At 67.3% G+C, this 20,582-nt stretch carries 19 protein-coding genes; 3 read left to right on the plus strand and 16 right to left on the minus strand.

All coding sequences use genetic code 11. The features are described 5' to 3' along the window. Positions 1 to 4: 4 nt before the first annotated feature. The 15 genes from AZSP09_RS16840 to AZSP09_RS16910 form a co-directional block, all read right to left on the minus strand. The gene (locus AZSP09_RS16840; protein ID WP_152090699.1) at positions 5 to 1,099 is read right to left on the minus strand and encodes a cytochrome-c peroxidase; all 1,095 of its coding nucleotides are present in this window, start codon (positions 1,097 to 1,099) and stop codon (positions 5 to 7) included. A 30-nt stretch (positions 1,100 to 1,129) separates the two neighbouring features. Further along, positions 1,130 to 3,976, minus strand: coding sequence for a TonB-dependent receptor (locus tag AZSP09_RS16845; RefSeq protein WP_152090700.1), 2,847 nt, complete (start codon positions 3,974 to 3,976; stop codon positions 1,130 to 1,132). Positions 3,977 to 4,054: 78 nt separating this feature from the next. Next, complete coding sequence (locus tag AZSP09_RS16850; RefSeq protein WP_172974787.1) at positions 4,055 to 4,987, minus strand: FecR family protein; 933 nt, start codon at positions 4,985 to 4,987, stop codon at positions 4,055 to 4,057. Then, positions 4,987 to 5,493, minus strand: a complete 507-nt coding sequence (locus tag AZSP09_RS16855; RefSeq protein ID WP_152090702.1) for an RNA polymerase sigma factor — start codon at positions 5,491 to 5,493, stop codon at positions 4,987 to 4,989. Before AZSP09_RS16855 ends, AZSP09_RS16850 begins: the two co-directional genes overlap by 1 nt. A 1-nt stretch (position 5,494) precedes the next feature. Continuing rightward, a complete protein-coding gene (locus AZSP09_RS16860) occupies positions 5,495 to 6,223 on the minus strand; it encodes an EAL domain-containing protein (RefSeq protein WP_152090703.1) in 729 nt (242 codons plus the stop codon). 4 nt (positions 6,224 to 6,227) lie between these two features. Then, positions 6,228 to 6,554, minus strand: coding sequence for a DUF2149 domain-containing protein (locus tag AZSP09_RS16865; protein WP_014236761.1), 327 nt, complete (start codon positions 6,552 to 6,554; stop codon positions 6,228 to 6,230). A gap of 79 nt (positions 6,555 to 6,633) precedes the next feature. Then, positions 6,634 to 7,125 carry a MotA/TolQ/ExbB proton channel family protein gene (locus AZSP09_RS16870; protein WP_014236762.1) on the minus strand — a complete coding sequence of 164 codons (492 nt, stop codon included), beginning with the start codon at positions 7,123 to 7,125 and terminating at the stop codon, positions 6,634 to 6,636. Between the two features lie 49 nt (positions 7,126 to 7,174). Continuing rightward, entirely contained in the window at positions 7,175 to 7,792 is a 618-nt protein-coding gene (rpsD, locus tag AZSP09_RS16875) for a 30S ribosomal protein S4 (protein ID WP_152090704.1), read from the minus strand. Positions 7,793 to 7,816: 24 nt separating this feature from the next. Further along, on the minus strand, positions 7,817 to 8,089 hold the full coding sequence (locus tag AZSP09_RS16880) for a hypothetical protein (protein ID WP_014236764.1): 273 nt from the start codon (positions 8,087 to 8,089) through the stop codon (positions 7,817 to 7,819). Position 8,090: 1 nt separating this feature from the next. Then, entirely contained in the window at positions 8,091 to 12,182 is a 4,092-nt protein-coding gene (cobN, locus tag AZSP09_RS16885) for a cobaltochelatase subunit CobN (protein WP_152090705.1), read from the minus strand. Between the two features lies 1 nt (position 12,183). Continuing rightward, complete coding sequence (locus AZSP09_RS16890) at positions 12,184 to 14,160, minus strand: TonB-dependent receptor plug domain-containing protein (RefSeq protein WP_152090706.1); 1,977 nt, start codon at positions 14,158 to 14,160, stop codon at positions 12,184 to 12,186. Positions 14,161 to 14,410: 250 nt separating this feature from the next. Continuing rightward, the gene (hemP, locus tag AZSP09_RS16895; RefSeq protein WP_014236767.1) at positions 14,411 to 14,599 is read right to left on the minus strand and encodes a hemin uptake protein HemP; all 189 of its coding nucleotides are present in this window, start codon (positions 14,597 to 14,599) and stop codon (positions 14,411 to 14,413) included. After that, complete coding sequence (locus AZSP09_RS16900) at positions 14,583 to 15,014, minus strand: ExbD/TolR family protein (protein ID WP_152090707.1); 432 nt, start codon at positions 15,012 to 15,014, stop codon at positions 14,583 to 14,585. Before AZSP09_RS16900 ends, hemP begins: the two co-directional genes overlap by 17 nt. Next, positions 15,015 to 15,758, minus strand: a complete 744-nt coding sequence (locus AZSP09_RS16905; RefSeq protein ID WP_014236769.1) for a MotA/TolQ/ExbB proton channel family protein — start codon at positions 15,756 to 15,758, stop codon at positions 15,015 to 15,017. It lies immediately after the preceding gene. 6 nt (positions 15,759 to 15,764) lie between these two features. Further along, positions 15,765 to 16,424, minus strand: coding sequence for an energy transducer TonB (locus AZSP09_RS16910; protein WP_152090708.1), 660 nt, complete (start codon positions 16,422 to 16,424; stop codon positions 15,765 to 15,767). Between the two features lie 196 nt (positions 16,425 to 16,620). On the opposite strand from AZSP09_RS16910, the gene ppa reads away from it, so the two are divergent. The 3 genes from ppa (at position 16,621) to glnK (ending at position 19,326) form a co-directional block, all read left to right on the plus strand. Continuing rightward, positions 16,621 to 17,169, plus strand: coding sequence for an inorganic diphosphatase (ppa, locus tag AZSP09_RS16915; protein WP_014236771.1), 549 nt, complete (start codon positions 16,621 to 16,623; stop codon positions 17,167 to 17,169). A 118-nt stretch (positions 17,170 to 17,287) separates the two neighbouring features. Continuing rightward, positions 17,288 to 18,913 (plus strand): NAD+ synthase, encoded by a 1,626-nt coding sequence (locus AZSP09_RS16920; RefSeq protein WP_152090709.1) that lies wholly within the window; start codon positions 17,288 to 17,290, stop codon positions 18,911 to 18,913. A 74-nt stretch (positions 18,914 to 18,987) separates the two neighbouring features. Beyond that, a complete protein-coding gene (glnK, locus tag AZSP09_RS16925) occupies positions 18,988 to 19,326 on the plus strand; it encodes a P-II family nitrogen regulator (protein WP_014236773.1) in 339 nt (112 codons plus the stop codon). Between the two features lie 203 nt (positions 19,327 to 19,529). On the opposite strand, the gene AZSP09_RS20670 is transcribed toward glnK, so the two are convergent. Further along, a complete protein-coding gene (locus tag AZSP09_RS20670; RefSeq protein ID WP_269473819.1) occupies positions 19,530 to 20,576 on the minus strand; it encodes a Smr/MutS family protein in 1,047 nt (348 codons plus the stop codon). Positions 20,577 to 20,582 lie beyond the last annotated feature (6 nt).

Here is a 20,582-nt window from a genome sequence, read left to right on the forward strand (position 1 = left end):
CAGCTTAAAGGGTCTGCAGGAAGGCGGCCAGGGCCTCCACGTCGGCCTCGTTCAGTTCCAGTTTGCGGATCAGGGGCGACAGGGGCGGGGCGTAGGGGTCGCCGGCGGCCACGGCTTTGGCCGTGGGGTTGCCCATGGCGTTGCCGTACATGCGCAGCAGGCCCTTCAGATCGGGGAAGATGCCGTTGTGCATCCACGGCCCGGCCTGGGCCACGCCCCGCAGGCTGGGGGTGCGGAAGGTGCCCAGGTCGGCCTTCTCCCGGGTCACTTCGAAGCGGCCCAGGTCCTGGTTGCGGCGGCCGTAGAAGGAGAGGCCGATGTGGTGGAAGCCGTGGTCGGTGAGCAGGGGGCCGTTGTGGCAGTTCATGCAGCGGGCCTGGGTGCGGAACAGGTGCAGGCCCTGCAGTTCCTTGTCGGAAAGGGCCTCCTGGCGTCCGGCCAGGAAACGGTCGAAGGCCGTGGCCGGCGGCCGCAGGCTACGCACGAAGTCGGCCAGGGCCCAGGCCAGCTGGGCCTCATCCAGGGCGGGGGCAGCGAAGGCGGCCCGGATCAGGCTGCGGTGCTCCTCCAGGCCGTTGATCCGGGCCACGGCGGCGGTGATGGGGTGGTTCATCTCCACCGGGTTGGCGATGGGGCCGACCACCTGGGCTTCCAGGCTGTCCACCCGGCCGTCCCAGAACAGCTTGGCGGCGAAGGGGGCGGCGAAGAGGGGCGGGGTGCGGCGGCGGCCCATGAGCTGGTCCTCGCCCACGGCCAGGGGCTTGCCGTCGGTGAAGGATTTTTCCGGTTGGTGGCAGGAGGCGCAGGAAACCTGGCCCTTGGCGGAGAGGCGGGGGTCGAAGAAGAGGGCCCGGCCCAGGGCCACCCGGGCGGCCTGGCGGGGGCTTGCGGCGGGCGCCACGGCGGGCACCGGCGCCATTTCCTGCCAGGCCACGCCCGTATCCACCTGGGGCTTGGGCCAGCTGCCGGGGGCGCCCTGGTAGAGCCGGCGCAGGCAGGCGTTGTCCCAGCTGCCGTTGCTGCGGCAGGCGATGTCGGGGGCGGCGGCCAGGGCCGGGCCGGCCGCCAGCAGCAGGATCAGGAGGGGTTTGAATGTCATGATTAGGGCCTTGAGCAGATTAGGGCGGGGTTAGAAGCGGTAGCCCAGTTCCAGCCAGAACTGGCGGCCGGTTTCGTATTGGGGAATGCCGTCCACCGGCGCCAGATTCATGGAGCGGTTGAGCACGTTGTCGATGCGCAGGTTGGCGAAGATGCTCTGGGTGCCGACCACTTTCTGGCTCCAGCCAATGTTCATGTCCCAGGACAGGGAGCCGGGGTACTGCTTGGTTTTCCAGACGTCGTAGGTTTCGCCGCTGATCGTCTGAGTGGTGCCGGTATCCACCACCGCCTTGTAGCCGCTCTTGAGGCGGAAGAAGTTGGTGATGGTCAGGTTCCAGGCCGGGATGCTGGAAAGGGTGGTCAGGCGCAGGGTCTTGGGCCGGTTGAAGTTGTTGGCGGGGCGGTCGAGATAGTGGATCAGCTGGCCGTTGTAGGCGATGTACTTGTCGAAGTTGCTCTGGCTGATGGCGCTCTCGCTGATGTCGGTGTGGGAGCGCTTGTTTTCCGTGATGTCCAGGCCCAGCTCCCATTGATGGGTGGTGGCGGCTAGCTTCCAGGGCACGGTGGAGCGCAGGGTCAGGGTGGTGATGTCGGTTTCGGTACGGCCGTCGTTGGTATAGCTGTAATAGTTTTTGTTGGTGACCATATCCTTGATGGTGCGCAGGGTAACCTGGTCCTTGCCTTCCCGATGGATGAACTTCAGTTCCGCCAGCCAGCCATCGAAGCGCTGGGAGAGGCCCAGCATCTGCTCGTCGTCGAAGGGAATATTGATTTCGTTGAAGCGGTTGGCAGCGGCGCTGTTGGGCGCGCTATATACCCAGTCGGTGATCTTGCCGGCGGTAATGGTGCGGGACTCGGTGATCTTCAAGGCTTCCCGACCTTCTTTTAGGCGATAGGCGTAAAAGGAGCGGCCGTAATAGCGGTTTTGGCCCAGGATGACGTTGGTGCGGTTATTCCCCAGCACGTCCAGGTTGAGGGAGAAACGGGGCGCCAGGGTGGCTTTGTCCATGTAGTCGTCCCAGTCGCCGCGCAGGCCGAAGCGGGTGCGCAGGCGCTTCCAACTGATGTCGTCCTCCAGGAAGTAACCAAATTTTTGGGTGGAGAAAGATATCTCTCCTGCCCGATAAATATCCCGTTTGTTGAAATACTGCCCAGGGCCGCTGACGGTGGTTCCGCCACTGACGTAGGAATAGGGGGAGAGGGAACAGGTGTCGCTGTCCGTCCCACCACCGGCTAGGGCACAGGTGGTTGTGCTCTTGGCGTTGGCCGGCAGGTAGGAGTAGTGGTTGTTAAGGCGGGCATAGCGGGCCTCCTCCGTCTCGAACTCGGCACCGGCCATGAAGCGGTGGGCTGTGGGGCCCAGGGCCAAGGGGATGGATTCGAAGCGGGCCTGCAGGGAGGCGGCCTTGGAACTCTGGTCCACATTGCCCCAGGCGCCTTCCACCACAGTGGTTGCATTGGGCGCCGGATTCCAGTTCTTTGCGGCGGAGGGGCGCCAGGACTTCATGTAGTCGGTTTCACCCCGGCGGGAGCTGTCGCTACTGCTATAGCCGGCCTGGACGAACCACTTGCCGGTACTCATCCGATGCTCCAGGGCCGCCTGCAGCTGCTGGCCGCCGGAAGTCAAGGTGAAGCCGGAATCCTTCTGGTTCTTGATGAAGTAATTGTCTTCTCCCGGGGCGTCCACCACCGTCACCCGCAGCCGGGTGTCCGGCGAGATGTTGATGACGTTCTTCAGCCACAGGTTGTCGATCTGCCGGGTCTGGGTTTTCTCCGTTGCATCCGTGGTGTTGCCGTTACTGCTGTAGGCCCGCAGCGGAATATCGGAGGTGCGGCGGCTGAAGGCGGCAGTGACGCCCCAGCTCTCGTTGATGCGGCCGCTGACGTTGCCCTTGTAGAAAACCTTGCGGAAACGGGGCTGGGCCGTGTATTCACTGGAATTCTGGAAGGCCTCGTAATCCCGTTTGTCCACGATCAGCTTGGTCCAGTTGCTGCTGGTGTACTGCACGCTCATGGCCCCGCTCAGTTCGGCGGTGGGGTCGCAGGTTTCCACATTGACGACGCCGCCGTTGAAGCCGCCGTAGCGGGCCGAGACGTTGCTGTCGGCGATCTGCAGTTTGCAGATGAGGCTGGTGTCCAGGGCGATGCCCTGGGCGGCGCTGGGCGGGTCCGTGAAATGGTTGGGATTGTTGGAGCCGGGGTCGATGTCGTTGTTGATGCGAGCCCCGTCCACCTGGAACAGGTTCTGGTAGTACTTGGCACCGTTGATGGAAATGTCCTGGGGCGCGATTTCCCCCTGGCGCTTGCTCTGCATGCGGGTCTCGCTGAACTGCACCCCGGGGTGCATCTTCAGCAGGCTGGTGGCGTCGCCGTTGCCGGCGGGGAAGCTGCGGATCAGTTCCTCGTCAATGGTACGGCCGCCGAGAAAGGGGTCCCGCTGGTCCACCACCTTCACTTCAGGCAAATGACGGTCCGCAGGGGCGGCGGGGAGGATGGGCGTCGCCGGCCGCGCCAGTGCCGGCAGGGCCTCCAGCAGCACCATGTTGTTGCCGGTGCTGCGGTAGCCGATGCGGGTGCCGGCCAGCAGGCGTTCCAGGGCCTGCAGGGGTGGCAGGCTGCCGCTGACGGCGGCGGAACGGCGGCCTTCCACCAGGGCCGGCGGGAAGCTGATCTGCAGGCGGGTCTGGCGGCCCAGCTCAATCAGGGCCGGTCCCAGGGCCTGGGCCGGAATGTCGAGGCGTACGGCAATGCCGGCGGCCGGTGCCTCCGCCGCCTGCAGCGGCAGGGCCGCCAGGGGCGAGAGCAGGGCCACGGCCAGGGCCAGGGGCCGCAGGCGGGGCAGAGGCACGGGGGAGGAGAGTGGATTCTGGGGGCGCATGATGACTCCGGAAAAATGGTTCTATTCCGTAGGACGTCTGCCGGCCCGGTACACCCCACCCCCGGGCCGGAATTTTTTTCATCGCACCAGCAACAGCCCCGGCAGGCGGGTCACCTGCAGGCCGGCGCCTCTGGCCAGCAGGCCGAGGGCGGCCTCGGGCCGGGCCGGGTCCACCGTGCCCGAGACCAGCTGCTGCCTTGCTTCCTGACTCAGCAGCACTACCTTCTGCGGCAGGTAGCGCTGCAGCTGGCCGGCGGCCACGGCAAAGGGCTGGCGGTCGAAGGCCAGCATGCCGTCGCTCCAGGCATCGGCACCGGCCGGGGTCCGGGCTGTTTCCAGGCCGCCGGCGCCCACCCGGGCCATGTCCCCCGGCCCCAGCACCGCTTCCCGCGGGCCTTCCTGGCAATCGCCGCAGTGCACGGCGACCCGGCTTTCGAGCACCGTCACCACGGTTTCGCCTTCCAGCTTTTCCACCTGGTAGCGGGTGCCCAGGGCGGTGGCCCGGGTTTCGCCGACGGCGACGGAGAAGGGGGCGAAGCCTTCGCCCTGGGGCTGGCGCGCCACTTCGAAGAGGGCCCGGCCCCGCAGCAGTTCCACCTCCCGCCCTGTCTGGCCCAGGCGCACGCGCAGGGCGCTGCCCGATTCCAGGACCACCCGGGAGCCGTCGGCCAGCTCGATGTGGCGGTTGCCGCCCAGTTCCGCCATATGGTCGGCCTGGGCGGTAATCCACCACTCCGGCAGCCAGGGCAGACTGCCCAGGAGTAGGGCCAGGCTGACGGCACCGGCCGCCGCGTGGCGGCGCCCCCGGGGCGGCTGCAGGCGTTGCCGCTGCACCTGGCCCAGGGTGCCCCAGAGGCGGCGGATCTGCTCGTAGGCCCTGGCGTTCTCCGCCGCGGCGCCGTACCAGGCGGCGAAATCCGCCTCCGCCGCGGCATCGTAGTCGTCGGCCCCCTGGCGGGCGATCCAGCGGGAGGCCTGCTCCAGGGCGCGGGAGGGCGGCACGCTTGGCATCAGATTTCCTCCAGGATGGGCAGACATTGCAGCAGCACCCGGGCGATGTGCTTTTCCACGGCGGAAGCGGAAATGCCCAGGCGCTTTGCCGCTTCCGTGTAGGTGAGGCCTTCCAGCCGGTTGAGCACGAAGACCTCCACGGTGCGCGGCGGCAGGGCCCGGATGATGGCTTCCAGGCGCTCCAGGTTGCGCCGCTGCTGCACCGTCTCCAGGGTGTCGGGGCTGGCGGCCGTGGGGTCGCCGCTGGCGGCGTAGTCGGCCTGCAGGCGCAGTTCCCGGCCGTTGCTGCGGTGCCAGTCCACGGCGATGTTGGCGGCGACGCGGAAGACGTAGCTGCGACCGTTGTCCACAGGCTCCGCCGGGCGGGCCTTGCACAGCTTGAACCAGCAATCCTGGGCGCAGTCCTGGGCGGCGTGGCGGCAGCCGGTGCGCAGGGAAAGGAAATCCACGATCTCCCGGTAGTTTTCCAGGTAGATGCGGGAGAGCAGGGAATCGCTGGGGGGCATGTCAGGCCTCGGCGCGACGGCTGTAGTGGAAACGGTCGCGGAAAAGGAAGCCCTGCACTAGGTCGAAACCCAGGCGCCGGGCCAGCTTCAGGTCGTTGGCGGTCTCCACCCCCTCGAGCACGGTGCGCACGCCCAGGCTGCGGGCGGCGGGCAGGGTCCAGGAGAGGATGGCGGTGCGCCGCTCCCGTTCCGGCGAGTCGGCCAGCCAGGAGCGGTCGAACTTGAGGTAGGCGGAATCGTTGAGGGCGGCGAAGGAAATGAGACCCCGGGAGGCGGCCAGGTCATCCATGGCCAGCAGGACGCCGTCGGCCTTCAGCTTCTCCACCAGTTGATGGGAGAGGGCCACGTCGCCCATGTCCAGGTTCTCGATGACTTCCACCACCAGCCGCTGCCGGTGCGGCAGGAAGAGCTCGGTGAAGGCGTTGCGCCCGTCCGGGCCGTGGCCGGCGGCGAAGCTGTCCGGGTCCAGATTGACGAACAGCAGGCCCTCCGGCGGCGCCAGGGAAAGCTGCAGGCGCTTGGTTTCCAGTTCGGTATGGAAGAGCAGCAGGGGATCGTGGTGCAGGGCCTGGAACACCAGGTCCGGCGGCAGGGGCGTGCCGTCGGCGGCGCTGAAGCGGGCCAGGGCTTCCCAGCCCAGGCTGTCGCCGCTGACGGGACAGACCAGGGGTTGGTATTCGACGGCAAAACGGCGGGCGAGCAGGCATTCCAGCAGGGTGTGAGGGTGCATCGGACTACTGGCCTTCCCCTTCGGGGACGTACACCATGGAACCGTCCTTCATGCGGTAGGCGACGCCGGCCTTGGCCCCCTCGCCCTGGCCGATGTTGCCGCTGGCCTTGTAGCGTTCGATCTTCTCACCCTTCTTGATCACCATCTCCATGGTGGGCTTGCCCGGGTCGGTGATGACCGTCACGTCCTGCTTGGAGAAGGGGTTGAGCACCGGGTTCTGGGCCACGGTGACGAGCAGGGCGGCGATGATGACGAGGAAAATGTCGATCAGGTTCACCACCGAGAGGATGGGGTCCTCGGTCTCCGGTTCGTGCAGCAGCTTGAGGCTCATTGGTGGGCCCTCCTGTCGCGGAGCGACATCCTCCCCGGGGGAGGGAGCGCGCTCCCTGCGGTCGGTCGTGCGTTCGCGCTCATGCAGCACTCCCCGCCCGCTGCCGCAGGGCTTCCACTTCCAGCAGTTCCTCCGCCAGCCAGCGGCGCCGCACATTGACGATCCAGTAGGTGATGGAGGCGGCGATGAGGGCCAGGATCACGGCGGAGAAGGCCACCATGAGGTTTTCCGAGACCTGGGCCAGGTTGCCGTCGGAAAGGGATTTCAAGGCCGGGCCCATGGGGATCATGGTGGCCACCAGGCCCAGCATGGGCGTTACCCGGCTGGCGATGCGCGGCGCCTCGAGCAGGGTGTGGGCGTACACGTCCAGCTCGTCGCCGTTGAGGTTGGGCGCTTCGCGGAAGCGGGCCAGCAGGGGCCGGCCGCCGCCGTTGCGGCGCTGCCAGGCCTGCAGGGCGAAATGGCCGAGCAGCCAGAAGGCGTAGAGGAAAAGCAGGGAGACCAGGGCCAGGGTGGGGAAGAGAAAGATCTGCCCCAACTGGTACATGGACATTTCGACAAGCTGTTGCATGGAGAACTCCTGGGCCGCCCCGGTTGCCGGGGCGGCGCTTGGCATGGGGTTACAGGCGGGTGGCGTAGTACTCGACCACCCGTTGCAGGTCCAGGGGGAAGGGGGCGGAATCGCCGTCCGGCAGGTGGCTGAGGCGGGCCGTCAGGCTGGCTTCCTCGAAGGCGATCCACTCGGGCCGTTCCAGGGCCGGCTCGGCCAGGGAGGCCTTGATGGCCAGCAGGTTGCGGCTCTTTTCCACCGGTCCGAAGGCGTCGCCGGCCTTGACCCGGATCGAGGGAATGGTGGCGCGGCGGCCGTTGAGGGCGATGTGGCCGTGGCTCACCAGCTGGCGGGCGGCGGGAATGGTGGGGGCCAGGCCGGCGCGGAAGACCAGGTTGTCCAGGCGCCGCTCCAGCAGTTCGACGATCTTGTGGCCGGTGGCGCCCTGGTCCCGGCGGGCGTCCTTGACGATGCGCCGCAGCTGGGTTTCGGAGACGCCGTAGTTGAAGCGCAGCTTCTGCTTTTCCATGAGCTGCAGGCCGAATTCGGACTTGCGGCCGGCGACCTTGCGGGCGCCGTGCTGGCCCGGCGGCTGCTCGCGCTCGCCGCGGGTCTTGCGGGAGAGGCCGGGCAGCTCGGTGCCCAGGGCGCGCATGATCTTGAGACGGGGGCCGGTGTGACGGGACATGGGAGAACTCCTGTTGCTTTGGGGTTAGTGGGTGACGGCGCCGGGGGCGACCAGGGGGTAGAAATCGACGGGGGTGGAGGCCGGGTGGCAATCCACCGCCTCCCAGCCCTGCAGCACTTCCTGCAGGGCGCTCTTGAGGTAGGGGTTGAGGTCGGCCTGGGCCGCCAGGCCCCGCAGATGGGCCCGCAGGGCCTCGGTCTTGTTGGGGGTGGCGCCGCGCAGGGCGGAGGAGGAGAGCAGGTGCACCACGGCGGCGAGCCGCAGGTCGACGGGCATTTCCGGAATATCCATGGACATGTCAGAGGCTCCTGGAAGGGGTGGAGGTGGAAAGGGGACGGCGGCCCTGCTCGCGGCGGGCCTGCCAGGCGCCGCCGCCGAGGGCGGCCAGCAGAAGCAGGAGGGATGCGGCCAGCAGGGGCGGGATGGCTGGCAGGGGCTTGTTCTCTATCTTTTCCAGCTGCATGCCCTGGATCACAGGCGGGGCGGGCGTCTCCGGCGGGGGAGGCGTCTCGGCCAACTGCGATGCGCTTTGCGGCCGGGTCGGTGCGGGGGCGGCGGCCGGGGTCTGCAGGCCGTAGCCGGCAAACTTGGCGAAGGCGGCGTTGTCCGTGCGCACGTCGTGCTTGGCGGCCAGTTCCCGGTAGCGCTGCTTGAGTTCGTCCACGGTGGCGGCATCGGCCTGCCAGTAGCCCTGGCGGGCTGCTTCCAGCATGCGTTCGATGGTCTGGGCCAGGGCGTGGGGGTTTTCCTTCTCGAACCAGTCCTTCACTCCCAGGCGGTGCTTGTCGCGCACGTAGACGTCCACGAACTCCTGCCACTGGTCGTCCCGCACCACTTCCCGGGCGGTGGCGTTCCAGCCCCAGAAGTTGTTCACGCTGTCCAGCACCTGCAGGGTGCCGGCGTAGCCTTCCTGCATCAGGCCCTGGATGTAGCCCGGGTGGAAATTGCGGGTGGCCAGTTCCTTGGCCAGGAACTGGGCGGCGCCCTCCACCTTGCCGCCGCCGTTGCCGGTTTGGCGCAGGTTGGAGATGTAGAGCTGGGGCGCCTTGCCGTCCAGGTGGCGCACCGCCAGGGCGATGCCCCCCAGGTACTGGAAGGGATCGTCCGTGGTGAGCATGCCGTAGAGGTTGGAGGAGCGGGAAAGCACGGCGCCCTCGGTGCCTTTCAGCTGCTCGGCGTAGAGGTTGAGGCCGGCCAGGGCCTTGCCCTTGCCGTCCCTGGCGCCGGCCTGGCCCCATTCCGCCTCGTCCGGGCCGTAGCCGAACTGCATGCGGGAAAGATAGAGCTGGGCCAGCTTGCGGTCGCCCTCGGCCTTGCCTTTCCAGGTGTCCGTGGCCAGCACGGCGTCGTCCAGGCCGGTGCCGTACTTGCCCGACTCGGAGGAGAAGAGGCGGGTCTGGCCGGCCCGCTTGGCGGCTTCCGCCGGCACGCCGCGCTTGATGAGGTCGGCGGCGATGCGGCGGGCGTTGGCGGCCACCGGGTTGTCCGCCTCCTCGGCCTCGGCCGCCAGGCGCACCGCTTCCACCAGCTGCTTCATGGCGTTGGGGAAATGATCCCGATAGAGGCCGGTGGCGGACAGCACCACATCCACCCGGGGCCGGCCCAGGGCTTCCCGGGAGACCAGCCTGACGCCGCTGACCCGGCCGCCAGAATCCCACACCGGCTCCACCCCCAGGGCCCACAGGGCCTGGGCTTCCAGGATGCCCTGGTGGCGCATGGTTTCCACGGACCAGAGGGAGAAGGTGAGCTTGGCGGGCTGCTTGCCGGTCTGCTTGCGATGCTCGGCCAGCAGGGCCTCCAGGGCTTCCTTGCCGGCGGCCCAGGCCTGGGGCGTGGGGATGCGGGACGGGTCGAAGCCGTAGAGGTTGCGCCCGGTGGGCAGGGCCTCCGGATTCTTCATCGGGTCGCCGCCGTAGGAGGTGGGGATGTAGCGTCCGGCCAGGCCCTGCAGCAGGGCTGCCTGCTCGTTGCCGGCGGAGAGGTCGGCGTACCAGCGGCGGGCCTGGGCCACGGTTTCGGCCAGGGCGGCGGGGGGCGTTGCCTGGGGCTGCTCCACCAGGTAACGCTTGAGCAGGCGGTAGGGCGCAGCTTCGGTGAGCTTGCGGTAATCGCCCACCAGGGTCTCGTCCGCCTCCTCGCCGGGGGCGGCGTGGGCCTCCCAGAAGGGCTTGCCCAGCATCAGCAGCACCGTGCCCAGGCGATGCACTTCCGCCGGCGCCCGGCCGAAGGTGTGCAGGCCCAGGGGCTGGGCGGTGCGGGCCAGTTCGTGCAGGTGGTCGTGCAGCTGTTCGACGAAGGTGGGGAAGTCCTTTTGCAGGCGACCATCGTCCCAGGCCAGGTCCTTGTCGATGCGCTCCTTTTTCGCCTGGGCCAGCAGGTCGGCCTTGAGCTTTTCCTTCACCGCCCCCTCGTCCTGGGCCAGCCAGGCGTGCAGGGTGTCGTGCAGGCGGGTGAGGGCCTCGTGCAGGCCGGCGGGGACGAAGGGCGGGGTCTGGTGGCTGACGATGGTGGCCCGGCCCCGGCGCTTGGCCTGGAGGGACTCGCCGATGTTGTCCACGATGTAGGGGTAGAGCACGGGGGTGTCGCCCACCGCCAGCATGGGGGCGTCGCTCACCGCCAGGCCCCGCTCCTTGCCCGGCAGCCATTCCTGGGTGCCGTGGGTGCCGTAGTGGATGAGGGCGTCGGCGCCGAAGCCGCTGCCGGTGGCGCCGCTCTTGGCGCCGCTTTTTTCACCCTCTCCCTGGCGTTCCCGCAGCCACAGGTAGGCGGCCAGGTAGAAGTGGGAGGGCAGGGCCTTGGTGGAGTGGTAGAGGGCCTTTTCCTTCTCTTCCCACTTTTCGCCCCGGGGCGGCTGGGGCATGAACACCACATTGCCCAGCTTGAGGCGAGGCACGATGAACCAGGCCTGGCCGTCCTGGCGCAGCACCATGGCGGATTTTTCCGGCTCGCCCCAGCGTTCCTGCAGGCTGCGCCGCACCGCATCCGGCTGGGTCGCCAGCCAGCGCTTGTAGACGGCCACCGGCATGCGTTCGGCCAGGTCATCCCGCAGCAGGCCCGGCAGTTCGCCGTCCCGGTAATAGGGGGCCAGCAGGCGCTGCAGCAGGGTGGTGAGGGGCTTCTCCGCCACTTCCTCGGTGCGGTAGCCGGCGGCCTTGAGGGCCTGCAGGGTGGCTTCCAGGCTGCGGGGCAGGTTCAGGTAGGAGGCGGAGAGGTTCTTTTCCCCCGGCGGGTAGTTCCAGAACAGCACGCCGACCTTCTTCTCGGCGTTGGCCTTGCGCTGCAGGGCCACCAGCTTCAGCGCCTTGTTCACCACTGCCGATGCCTGGGCGGGAATGCTCACCACCTGGTCGTCGTGCTTGCGGGTGGCGGCGGCGATCTGGATGTCGGTGACGCCGGCGTATTCGGCCTGGGCCAGGTAGAAGGGCACGTCCATGAGGGCGATGCCTTGGGGATCGGCGGCCCAGTCGGCGGCGTCACCCTTGCGGTAGGGCATGGCCTGGACCACCGGGATGCCCAGGTCGGCAAACTCGCTGCGCCGCCCTTCCGGATTGAGCATGATCTGGGTGTTGATGAGAGCGTCGGCCACGTTGCGCTCCCCCACTCGCACCAGGCGGCGCACCGCCATGGGGTCCATGACCGGGCTGTAGAAGGGCAGGGCCACGGCGCCGGCGGCCTCGATACGTTCGATGAGGTCGTTGATGAAGGCGGTCTGCTCGGCGGCGATGTACTGCTGGTGCAGGGCGATCGCCACCACCGGCGGGCGCTTGCCGGGGGCTATGTCTATGCCTTTCCAGGCCAGGTAGGCGGCGGCGTCGGGGAACACCAGGCCGGGGGCCTTGGGGTGGTAGACGGCGCTCTTGGGGAAGACGATGGGTTCCGGGATGCCCTGGAGGGAACGGCCCGCCAGGTGGGCGGCCAGGGCGCGGAAGAAATTCTCGAAATTGGGCCGGCTGCCGTTCACGTAGTAGGCGTGCAGGCGGCGGGCCAGGGGCTCGGGCAGGCCGGCCCAGGCGGGCTTGCCTTCGTGCAGCCACAGATGGGGTGCCTTTAGGCCGGGCAGGGCGGTGGCCAGGCGGGCCTGGACGAAGTCCCGCAGGTGGTCCCGCGGGGCATCGAAAAAGACGGCGCGGTAGCCCTGGAACAGGCGGGCATCCACGTCCGTGGGTAGCTTCTCGGCAAAGCGGGATTCCAGCCGCAGGCCCTGCCTGGCGGCCAGGTCGGCCAGCAGGCGGAACTTGCCGGGCTGGATGGGGGCAGTGCTGACGAAGAGGACGGCAGGGACCTGCGCCGCGCCCTGGGCGGTGTTTCCGGCAGCCGGGGCCGCCGCTACTGCGGCAGCGTGGAGCAGGGCCGGCAGGAGCAGCAGCAGGGCGCGGAGCAGGGGCGTCATCTTAGAAGTCCGAGCGCAGCGTGGCGAAGATGGTGCGTCCCGTTTCGGCATAACCGAAGTTCGGAGATTTTTCCGCCAGACGTACATCCGTCAGATTGTTGATGCCTACACGCAAGCTAAAGCCCTTGCCCAGCTGTTTGCCGACGCTGCCATTCCAGAGGGTGTAGGCCGGTAGGGGCAAGCCTGCGGTCGTCTGTTTGCCGGTGTATTCCAGCCCGGCACGGACACTCCAGCCATCGCCGCCCTTCCAGTCCACTCGGGAAGTCAAGGTCTGGTCGGGACGGTCTTCCAGTTTTTTTCCTGTGCTCTTGTCTTTGGTGTCCAACAGAGTTAGCGAGTTGTTCCAGCTCCAGGATTTTGCGAAATCCCAGCTAAAACCGCCTTCGATGCCGCGGATGCGGGCCTTGTCCACGTTGTCGTAAAGGTAGGAGCGACGACCTCCCGAGACGCTGAGTAACTTATAGGTGATCAGGTCTTCAACTTCGGTATTGAACAGGGTGGCCCAGGCACCCATGGAGCCTTTGCGCCAATCAGCAGAAATCTCGAAGGAGTCGGATTTTTCAGGTTTGATATTGGCGTTGCCCTGGAATGTATGAGGGCCTTCGGCACCAACGTAGCTTGGCGAAATCTGCTTCAAGGTTGGCGCCTTGAAGGCGTGGCCGTAGCCGCCCTTGATAACCCATTCTGGGCTGGCTTCCCAGACGAGATAGAGACGCGGGCTGGTTTCGCTGCCGAAATACTCGTGATGGTCTACCCGCACGCCGCCCGTCAGGGTCAGTTGATGCCCCAGGGGCAGTTCATCCTGTACGAACAGGGCCTTGTGGGTGGCGTCGTCCTTGCCGTTGGTCAATCCGTTATTGCGCAGGGTCTCTTCCCTGAGTTCTCCGCCCAGGGTCAGCATGTGACTACCAAGCTTGATTGTGCCGAAGCCGTCAATGACGCGATCTTGCATGTTCTGCGGTCGGGTGGCGCTGACGCCGTTGGTGCGTGAATTCTGGATGTCTATTTCGCTCTGGTAGGCCCGGACCTGGGTCTTCCAGTCGGCAAACTTGCCTTTCCAGGTCAGGTTGCCTTGGTTGCGTTGGATGCTGTAGGAGTTTCTATAGGGCGTTTCTTTGTATACCGGGGTTCTCGTTATAGAAACATCGTCATAGAAGCGTTGTTCCCGTACCTCGTTCCAGTTGGCTTCCAGACTATGCTGTGGCGTCAGTTGAAAGGTTGCACCGATCCCGACTGAGTCGGATTCCCGTCCTTCTATTTCCGAAGAACGGCGGTCCTCTTTCTTGGCGATTGCACCATTGCGTGCTTTTTCGCCGGTGACCCGCAAGGTCAGACGTTCGCCTATGGGGCCGCTGGCGAAAACTGAAGCGTTGTGACCGCCGCCGCCTTCATCTCCCTGTACTTCGGAGCCTGAAATGCTGACAGATCCGATCCAACGGTCCTTGGGCTGGCGGGTGATCAGGTTGATGACACCGCCCAGGGCCTCCGAGCCGTACAGGGTTGACATGGGGCCGCGGATAATTTCAATGCGTTCCACCGCCGACATGGGCAGCCAGCCGTACTGGTAGTCCGAATGACCGACCACATCATCACTGGGGGAAATGCGTCGTCCGTCGATCAGCGTTAGTGTGTGCTTGCCCTCGAGCCCTCGCAGAGCCACAGTCTTGCGACCACTTACCTGGCGAGGGGAGAAGGTTATGCCGGGGGCTCCCCGTACCGCTTCCAGCAGGTCGGTAGCGTTGCGCGTTTCCAGTTCCTCCCTGGAAATAATGGTGACCGAGGCGGGAGCGGTACGGCTGTCCTGTTCCGTCAGGGTGGCGCTGACGACCACTTCCTTCAGTTCGGTGCCATCGGCAGCACTGACCAGGGCGGGATAAAGCAGGGGCAGCAGGGTGACAGCAATACCTGCCAGGGGACGCAGGGGTACTGAATGGGCGGACGCGGGACGTCCCCCGGCGGGGCGGGAAGCAAGGCGCATGATCTCTCCTGATCTTGATGCGTGGCTTGCTGCCCGGCATGAAAGCCTACCGGTAGCTGGCTACGTGTTGTCGTGGGTGGTACGGAAAAACGGGTCGGGCATCCGCCGCTGCCGCCGGGGGCTCTTCGCTTCGAGGAAAAGGGTGGCGCCAGCGCGGGGCCGGTACCGGGACCTCAAAAAAAGAAGGCTGGCTCGCCCGGGGGCTGGCTGGCGGCAAGAGGGTGATGCGTCGAGGGTGAAGCGTTGCTCTTTACTTGGTCAGAATCAGCTTGTTCTCACGGGTCAGGCGGAGCAGGTAGCACTGGCCGCCGTGTTCGATGCGGACCGTGTTGTTGCCGCGGAACAGCTGCCGGCTGGCCACTACCGGGGCTTGCCCGGCGGGCGGGTTGTCCACCGTGACGACGGCCAGGGTGGGCTTGAGCTCATCGGCGTGGTTCATGGGTGCCTCCAGGTTGGGTGACGAAACCGAGTTTGACGATGCCGGCCTCCTTCGCCGCCGCCATCACTTCGGCCACGCGCTGGTAGCGCGTTTCCTTGTCGGCGGAGAGATGGACTTCCGGCTGGGGGTTCTGGGCGGCGGCGCCGGAGAAGCGGGTCACCATCTCCTCAGCGTTGATTTCCGTCTTGTTCCAGTACAGCTTGCCCGCCGCATCCAGGGCCACCTGCACGGTGTCCGGCTTGGGGTCCGCCGGGGCGGCGCTGGCCTGGGGCAGGTCCACCTTGATGGCCTGGGTCATCAGGGGGGCGCAGACGATGAAGATGATTAGCAGCACCAGCATCACGTCCACCAGGGGCGTGGTGTTGATGTCGGCCATGGGCTGGGAGGGGCCCGATTCGAATCCGCCGAAAGCCATTTAAGCCACCTCGGCCAGCTTGCGGGCGCCGGCGTTGCCGCGGCCGTGGGGAACCACGGGGGATTCGGCCATGTGGTGGCCGGTGGTGAGGAAGGTGTGCAGGTCGTGGGCGAAGGCGTCCAGGTCGCCGCCGATGACGCGCAGGTTGCGGTTGAAGGTGTTGTAGGCCAGCACCGCGGGAATGGCGACGAAGAGGCCGGCGGCGGTCATGATCAGGGCCTCGCCGACGGGGCCTGCCACCTTGTCCAGGCTGGACTGGCCGGTCATGCCGATGGTGGCCAGGGCGTGGTAGATGCCCCAGACGGTACCGAACAGGCCGATGAAGGGAGCGGTGGAGCCGATGGAGGCGAGCAGGGTCTGGCCGCCTTCCAGGTGGCTGGTGGTGCGGGCGATGCCCTGGCGCAGGGCCCGGGTCACCAGTTCGCTGGCGGAGAGGTGGGAATCCAGGTGGGGGGCGCTGCCGGAATGGCTTTCAAAGTGGCTGACGGCCTGGCTGCCGCGGCGGGCCAGGTCGGCGAAGGGGGCGGCAGGTTCCAGGCGGTCCAGGCCTTCCTGCAGGGTGGAGGCGTGCCAGAAGCTGTCGATGGCCACCGGGGCGGCGTGGCGCAGGCGCCACAGTTTCCAGCCCTTGCCCAGGATCACGGCCCAGCTGGCGACGGAGAGGACCAGCAGGACGATGGCGATGAAATGGGAGACGGCGTCGCCCTGGGCCCAGAAATGGGAGAAATCGAAATTGGCTTGCATGATGGCTTAGCTTTCCAAACTGAAAGAAACGGGAATGACGACCCAGGAGGCCACGGCTTCGCTGCCCTGGCGGGCGGGCACGAAGCGCCAGCGCTTCACCGCCTCGAGGGCGGCGGCGTCCAGGCGGGGGCTGCCGGAGGTCTGCTTGAGTTCGACGTTGTCCGTGGTGCCGTTGGGCAGCACGTGGGCCCGCAGCCAGACCTTGCCCTGTTCGCCCAGGCGCTTGGAGGCCGGCGGATAGGTGGGCTTGGGGTTCTGCAGGTAGTCGGCGTCGAACTTGGCTTCCACCACGGGCGCCGGGGCGGCCGGTCCGGGGGGCGCGGCGGCGGGCGCCGGGGGCGGCGGTGCCGAAGAGGTGATGGAGGCGGGCGTCGGCGCCGGGGCCGGTTCGCTCTTCACCGCCTTGGGGGCCGGCGCCTGTTGCTTGATCACCGGCTGGGGCTTGGGCGGCGGGGGCGTCGGCGTGGGTTTGGCGGCGGGCTCCGGAGCCGGGGTGACGAGCGCGATGCTCATCACCTGGGGGGCTTCAATGGGGCTTGGCTGTGCCGTGCCCAACGCCCAGGCCAGGGCGGCACCGTGCAGCAGCACGGCGGCGCCGACCCAGGGACTCCGGGAAAGCCAGCCGGAGTCGGTCGGGCAGGAATACGGCATGGCTGGTACCAGCATGGCGAGCGGTTTCCTGGGAATGGTTATTAAATGACAACAATTCTCATTCTGCAGATTGTGAGAATTTGTGTCAACTGCTTTTGTTGCTGCGCAATAGGGGGGCGGAGCCTTGTTTTTCCGGGATTTCCCGGCATTTGGTGCCGCGTCGAGGGAGCGCCTGACGTATAATTAGGGACTTTTATAAGGAGACTGATTCATGAACATCGACGCACTGTCCATCGGCAAGGACGTCCCCAACGACTTCAACGTGGTCATCGAGATTCCCGCCCGGGCGCCCGGCATCAAGTACGAACTGGACAAGGATTCCGGCGCCGTGCTGGTGGACCGTTTCATGTCCACCCCCATGCACTACCCCTGCAACTACGGCTTTGTGCCCCATACCCTGTCCGACGACGGCGACCCCGTGGACGTGCTGGTGGTGACTCCCTATCCCCTGCACCCCGGCGTGGTGGTGCGCTGCCGCCCCATCGGCATCCTGCACATGGAAGACGAAGCCGGTCTGGACGCCAAGGTCCTGGCAGTGCCCGTGTCCAAGCTGACCTCCATCTACGACAACGTCAAGGCCGTTTCCGACCTGCCCGACCTGCTGCCGAAGATGATCGAGCACTTCTTCGAGCACTATAAGGATCTGGAACCCAACAAGTGGGTCAAGGTCACCGGCTGGGGCGACCTGGAAGCCGCCAAGAAGGAAATCGTGGACGGCGTGGCCCGTTACGACGCTTCCGGCGAAAAGCCCCACTTCTAAGCTGTCCGAGGCGCCGGGGGAGCTTGTCCTCCGGCCGCTTTCCCGCCGTACCCGGTTTTACCGTAGTCCGCCTCCCGTTCTTCCTCGCCCGACGCCTTTCTCCCCGGATCGTCCGCCCATGGCTGCTCCCACTTCCGCCCTTGTCGTCGCCGTCGCCCAGTTCAATGCCGTCCTCGGCGACCTGGCCGGCAACCGTTCCCGCCTGGCCGGTCTGGCCCGCCAGGCCCAGGCCCGCGGGGCCGACCTGATGCTGAGCCCGGAACTGGGCCTGTGCGGCTATCCGCCGGAAGACCTGCTGCTGCGCCCGGATTTCTACCGGGCCTGCGCCCGGGAGCTGGAACTGCTGGCGGCGGAGGTGCCGGAGATCGGCATCGTCGTCGGCCATCCCCTGGAGGTGGCCGGCCAGCGCTACAACGCCGCCTCCTACCTGAAGGACGGCCGCATCCAGGCCTCCTACCGCAAGCACCGCCTGCCCAACTACGAGGTCTTCGACGAGGAGCGCTACTTCGAAGCCGGCAGCGAGCCCTGCCTGATCGAGGTCAAGGGCTGGACCCTGGGCCTCAACATCTGCGCCGACGTGTGGGAAGCCGGGGCGGCGGAGCAGGCAGCCCAGGCCGGGGCCCAGGCCCTGCTGGTGCTCAATGCCTCGCCCTATCACATGAACAAGGAAGGGGACCGCCTCGCCGTGCTGCGGGAGCGGGTGGCGGCGACCCGGATTCCCCTCATCTACAACAATCTGGTGGGCGGCCAGGACGAGCTGGTGTTCGACGGCGCCTCCCTGGCCCTGTGCGCCGACGGCAGCGTCGGCGCCAGCCTGCCCCGTTTCGAGGAAGCCCTGGAGCTGCTGCAGCTGACTCCCGACGGCCGCGTCAGCGGCCTGCTCCTGCCGGAGCCGGCCCTGGAGGAACAGGTGTACCGCGCCCTGGTGCTGGGGGTGCGCGACTACATCGGCAAAAACGGCTTCAAGGGCGCCGTCATCGGCCTTTCCGGCGGCATCGACTCGGCCCTGACCCTGGTGGTGGCGGCCGAGGCCCTGGGGGCCGACAAGGTGCGGGCCATCATGATGCCTTCGCCCTACACCGCCCAGATGAGCCTGGACGATTCCCGCCAGCTGGTGGAAACCCTGGGCGTGCGCTACGACGAGATCGCCATTGCCCCGGCCATGGGCGTCTATGGCGAGATGCTGGCCCAGGAATTCGCCGGCACCGCTGCCGACACCACGGAGGAAAACCTCCAGGCCCGCATCCGCGGCAACATCCTGATGGCCATCTCCAACAAGAGCGGCAGCCTGGTGCTGACCACCGGCAACAAGTCCGAGATGGCGGTGGGCTACTGCACCCTCTACGGCGACATGGCCGGCGGCTTCGCCGTTATCAAGGACCTGGCCAAGACCTTCGTTTATCGTCTGTGCCGCTGGATCAACCGGGAACGGGAGATCATTCCCGACAACATTATCGTCCGCCCCCCTTCCGCCGAGCTCAAGCCGGACCAAAAGGATCAGGACAGCCTGCCGCCCTACGAGGTGCTGGATGCCATCATGGAAGCCTATATGGAACAGGACCTGTCGCCCCGGGAGATCGTCGCCCAGGGCTACGCCGAGGCCGACGTGCGGCGGGTGGTGCGCCTGCTCAAGATCAGCGAATACAAGCGGCGCCAGGCCCCGGTGGGCATCCGCGTCACCCAGCGGGGCTTCGGCAAGGACTGGCGCTATCCGATCACAAACCGTTATGCTGACGAATGGTGAGCCGACGCGAAGATGACGGCATTCGGTTGGGAATGCCCCGCTGCCCCGCCCAAGAATTTAAATAAGGAGAGTTCATGAAAAAGATCGAAGCCATCATCAAGCCCTTCAAGCTCGACGAAGTGCGCGAAGCCCTGTCCGAAATCGGCGTCACCGGCCTCACCGTCACCGAGGTCAAGGGTTTCGGCCGCCAGAAGGGCCACACCGAGCTGTACCGCGGCGCCGAGTACGTGGTCGACTTCCTGCCCAAGATCAAGGTGGAACTGATCATCTCCGACGACAAGGTGGAGCCCGCCATCGACGCCATCGTCAAGGCCGCCCACACCGGCAAGATCGGCGACGGCAAGATTTTCGTCATGCCCGTGGAGCAGGTGGTGCGCATCCGCACCGGCGAGACCGACGAAGCCGCCATCTGAGGCAAGACACGCCGGCGCCGGCCCCCAGGGAGCGGTGCGGCAAAAGGGCCGTCCCACGGGGCGGCCCTTTGCTTTTTGGGGATGGGGAAATAGGTGTTACGGCGGTATTCCGGCGGCATAGCCGCAGAGGCAGGCGGGAAGCCATTCTCCGGCATGGGCAGGCGCCCATGCCCGTCCCTTCTGCCTCCTGGGGTAGGCGGTTTTCAGCCCCGGGAATCGTCCGCCGTGGCGCCCTCCCGGCGGGGATTGCGCAGCAGCACCAGCAGGGCGCCGCTGCCGCCGTCCGCCGGCTTGGCTTCGCAGAAGGCCAGCACTTCCGGGTGCTGGGCCAGCCAGTTGCGGGTCAGGTTTTTCAAGAGGGATTCGCCGCCGGGGGAACTCAGGCCCTTGCCGTGGATCACCCGCAGGCAGCGTTGGCCGCGGCGGCCGCAGCGGGCCAGGGCGGCGCTGAGGAAGTCCCGGGCTTCGTCCCGGGTGTAGCCGTGCAGGTCGATTTCCGTTTCCACCTGGATGCGGCCCCGGCGCAGGTCCGCTAGCAGGCGGCCGGGGGCGCCGGGACGCAGGTGTTCGCCTTCGGCGGCGGTGTCGGCCCGGTCGGACAGAGGCGGATGGGCCGGCGCCGGCGTGGCTGCCGGCGGCTCGGCTTCCTCCCGGGGCCGGGGGCGGGCCGCCGGCAGGGGCTTGTTGAGGGCCGCCTGATTCTTGTCCGCCAGGGGCGTCACCGGGCCGGCGGCGCGGCGGAAGAGGGCGGCCGGGTCGTCGTCCGGCAGGTCCGGGATGTACAGCGCCGGCGTCGCCTCGGCGGTTGGCGCGGCGGCCTGGGCCTGGCGCTTCTGCCGCGACAGGCGCGGCCCCACCTCGGCCCGGCCGGTGTCCTTGACCGGGGTGACCTCGCCGACGCTGGCGCGGAACAGGGCCAGGGGGTCGTTGGGGTCGATCCGCTGGGGCCGGGGCGTCGGGGCGCTATCCGTCTCATCCTGCAGCCGGGGACGGGGCTTGGGGGCCGGCTTGGGCTTGTCCAGACGGGCGTGGTTGTCCCGGGCCAGGGGCTTGGCGCCGGCGAAGGCCTGGGCCAGCAGGGCGGCATCCTCGTCCCCGGCCGTGGATACAGGCGGCGGCGCGGGCATGGCAGATGGTGCCGGTGCGGCGGGGGGGGCGGCTTTGGCCTGTTTGGCGGGCTCCAGATGGCCTTTCAGGTCCCGCAGGACCTGAAAGGGGGAGCCGGCGGCGGCCGGCTTGGCTGGCTTCATGGAGCG

Origin of the sequence: Azospira sp. I09 (genome assembly GCF_009177135.1) — a bacterium.
Taxonomy (GTDB): domain Bacteria; phylum Pseudomonadota; class Gammaproteobacteria; order Burkholderiales; family Rhodocyclaceae; genus Azospira; species Azospira oryzae.

What these genes read in the sequence shown, in the direction of transcription:
- AZSP09_RS16840 (WP_152090699.1), bottom strand. Translation starts at nt 1,099, where the DNA reads ATGACATTCAAACCCCTCCTGATCCTGCTGCTGGCGGCCGGCCCGGCC.
- AZSP09_RS16845 (WP_152090700.1), bottom strand. Translation starts at nt 3,976, where the DNA reads ATGCGCCCCCAGAATCCACTCTCCTCCCCCGTGCCTCTGCCCCGCCTG.
- AZSP09_RS16850 (WP_172974787.1), bottom strand. Translation starts at nt 4,987, where the DNA reads ATGCCAAGCGTGCCGCCCTCCCGCGCCCTGGAGCAGGCCTCCCGCTGG.
- AZSP09_RS16855 (WP_152090702.1), bottom strand. Translation starts at nt 5,493, where the DNA reads ATGCCCCCCAGCGATTCCCTGCTCTCCCGCATCTACCTGGAAAACTAC.
- AZSP09_RS16860 (WP_152090703.1), bottom strand. Translation starts at nt 6,223, where the DNA reads ATGCACCCTCACACCCTGCTGGAATGCCTGCTCGCCCGCCGTTTTGCC.
- AZSP09_RS16865 (WP_014236761.1), bottom strand. Translation starts at nt 6,554, where the DNA reads ATGAGCCTCAAGCTGCTGCACGAACCGGAGACCGAGGACCCCATCCTC.
- AZSP09_RS16870 (WP_014236762.1), bottom strand. Translation starts at nt 7,125, where the DNA reads ATGCAACAGCTTGTCGAAATGTCCATGTACCAGTTGGGGCAGATCTTT.
- rpsD (WP_152090704.1), bottom strand. Translation starts at nt 7,792, where the DNA reads ATGTCCCGTCACACCGGCCCCCGTCTCAAGATCATGCGCGCCCTGGGC.
- AZSP09_RS16880 (WP_014236764.1), bottom strand. Translation starts at nt 8,089, where the DNA reads ATGTCCATGGATATTCCGGAAATGCCCGTCGACCTGCGGCTCGCCGCC.
- cobN (WP_152090705.1), bottom strand. Translation starts at nt 12,182, where the DNA reads ATGACGCCCCTGCTCCGCGCCCTGCTGCTGCTCCTGCCGGCCCTGCTC.
- AZSP09_RS16890 (WP_152090706.1), bottom strand. Translation starts at nt 14,160, where the DNA reads ATGCGCCTTGCTTCCCGCCCCGCCGGGGGACGTCCCGCGTCCGCCCAT.
- hemP (WP_014236767.1), bottom strand. Translation starts at nt 14,599, where the DNA reads ATGAACCACGCCGATGAGCTCAAGCCCACCCTGGCCGTCGTCACGGTG.
- AZSP09_RS16900 (WP_152090707.1), bottom strand. Translation starts at nt 15,014, where the DNA reads ATGGCTTTCGGCGGATTCGAATCGGGCCCCTCCCAGCCCATGGCCGAC.
- AZSP09_RS16905 (WP_014236769.1), bottom strand. Translation starts at nt 15,758, where the DNA reads ATGCAAGCCAATTTCGATTTCTCCCATTTCTGGGCCCAGGGCGACGCC.
- AZSP09_RS16910 (WP_152090708.1), bottom strand. Translation starts at nt 16,424, where the DNA reads ATGCTGGTACCAGCCATGCCGTATTCCTGCCCGACCGACTCCGGCTGG.
- ppa (WP_014236771.1), top strand. Translation starts at nt 16,621, where the DNA reads ATGAACATCGACGCACTGTCCATCGGCAAGGACGTCCCCAACGACTTC.
- AZSP09_RS16920 (WP_152090709.1), top strand. Translation starts at nt 17,288, where the DNA reads ATGGCTGCTCCCACTTCCGCCCTTGTCGTCGCCGTCGCCCAGTTCAAT.
- glnK (WP_014236773.1), top strand. Translation starts at nt 18,988, where the DNA reads ATGAAAAAGATCGAAGCCATCATCAAGCCCTTCAAGCTCGACGAAGTG.
- AZSP09_RS20670 (WP_269473819.1), bottom strand. Translation starts at nt 20,576, where the DNA reads ATGAAGCCAGCCAAGCCGGCCGCCGCCGGCTCCCCCTTTCAGGTCCTG.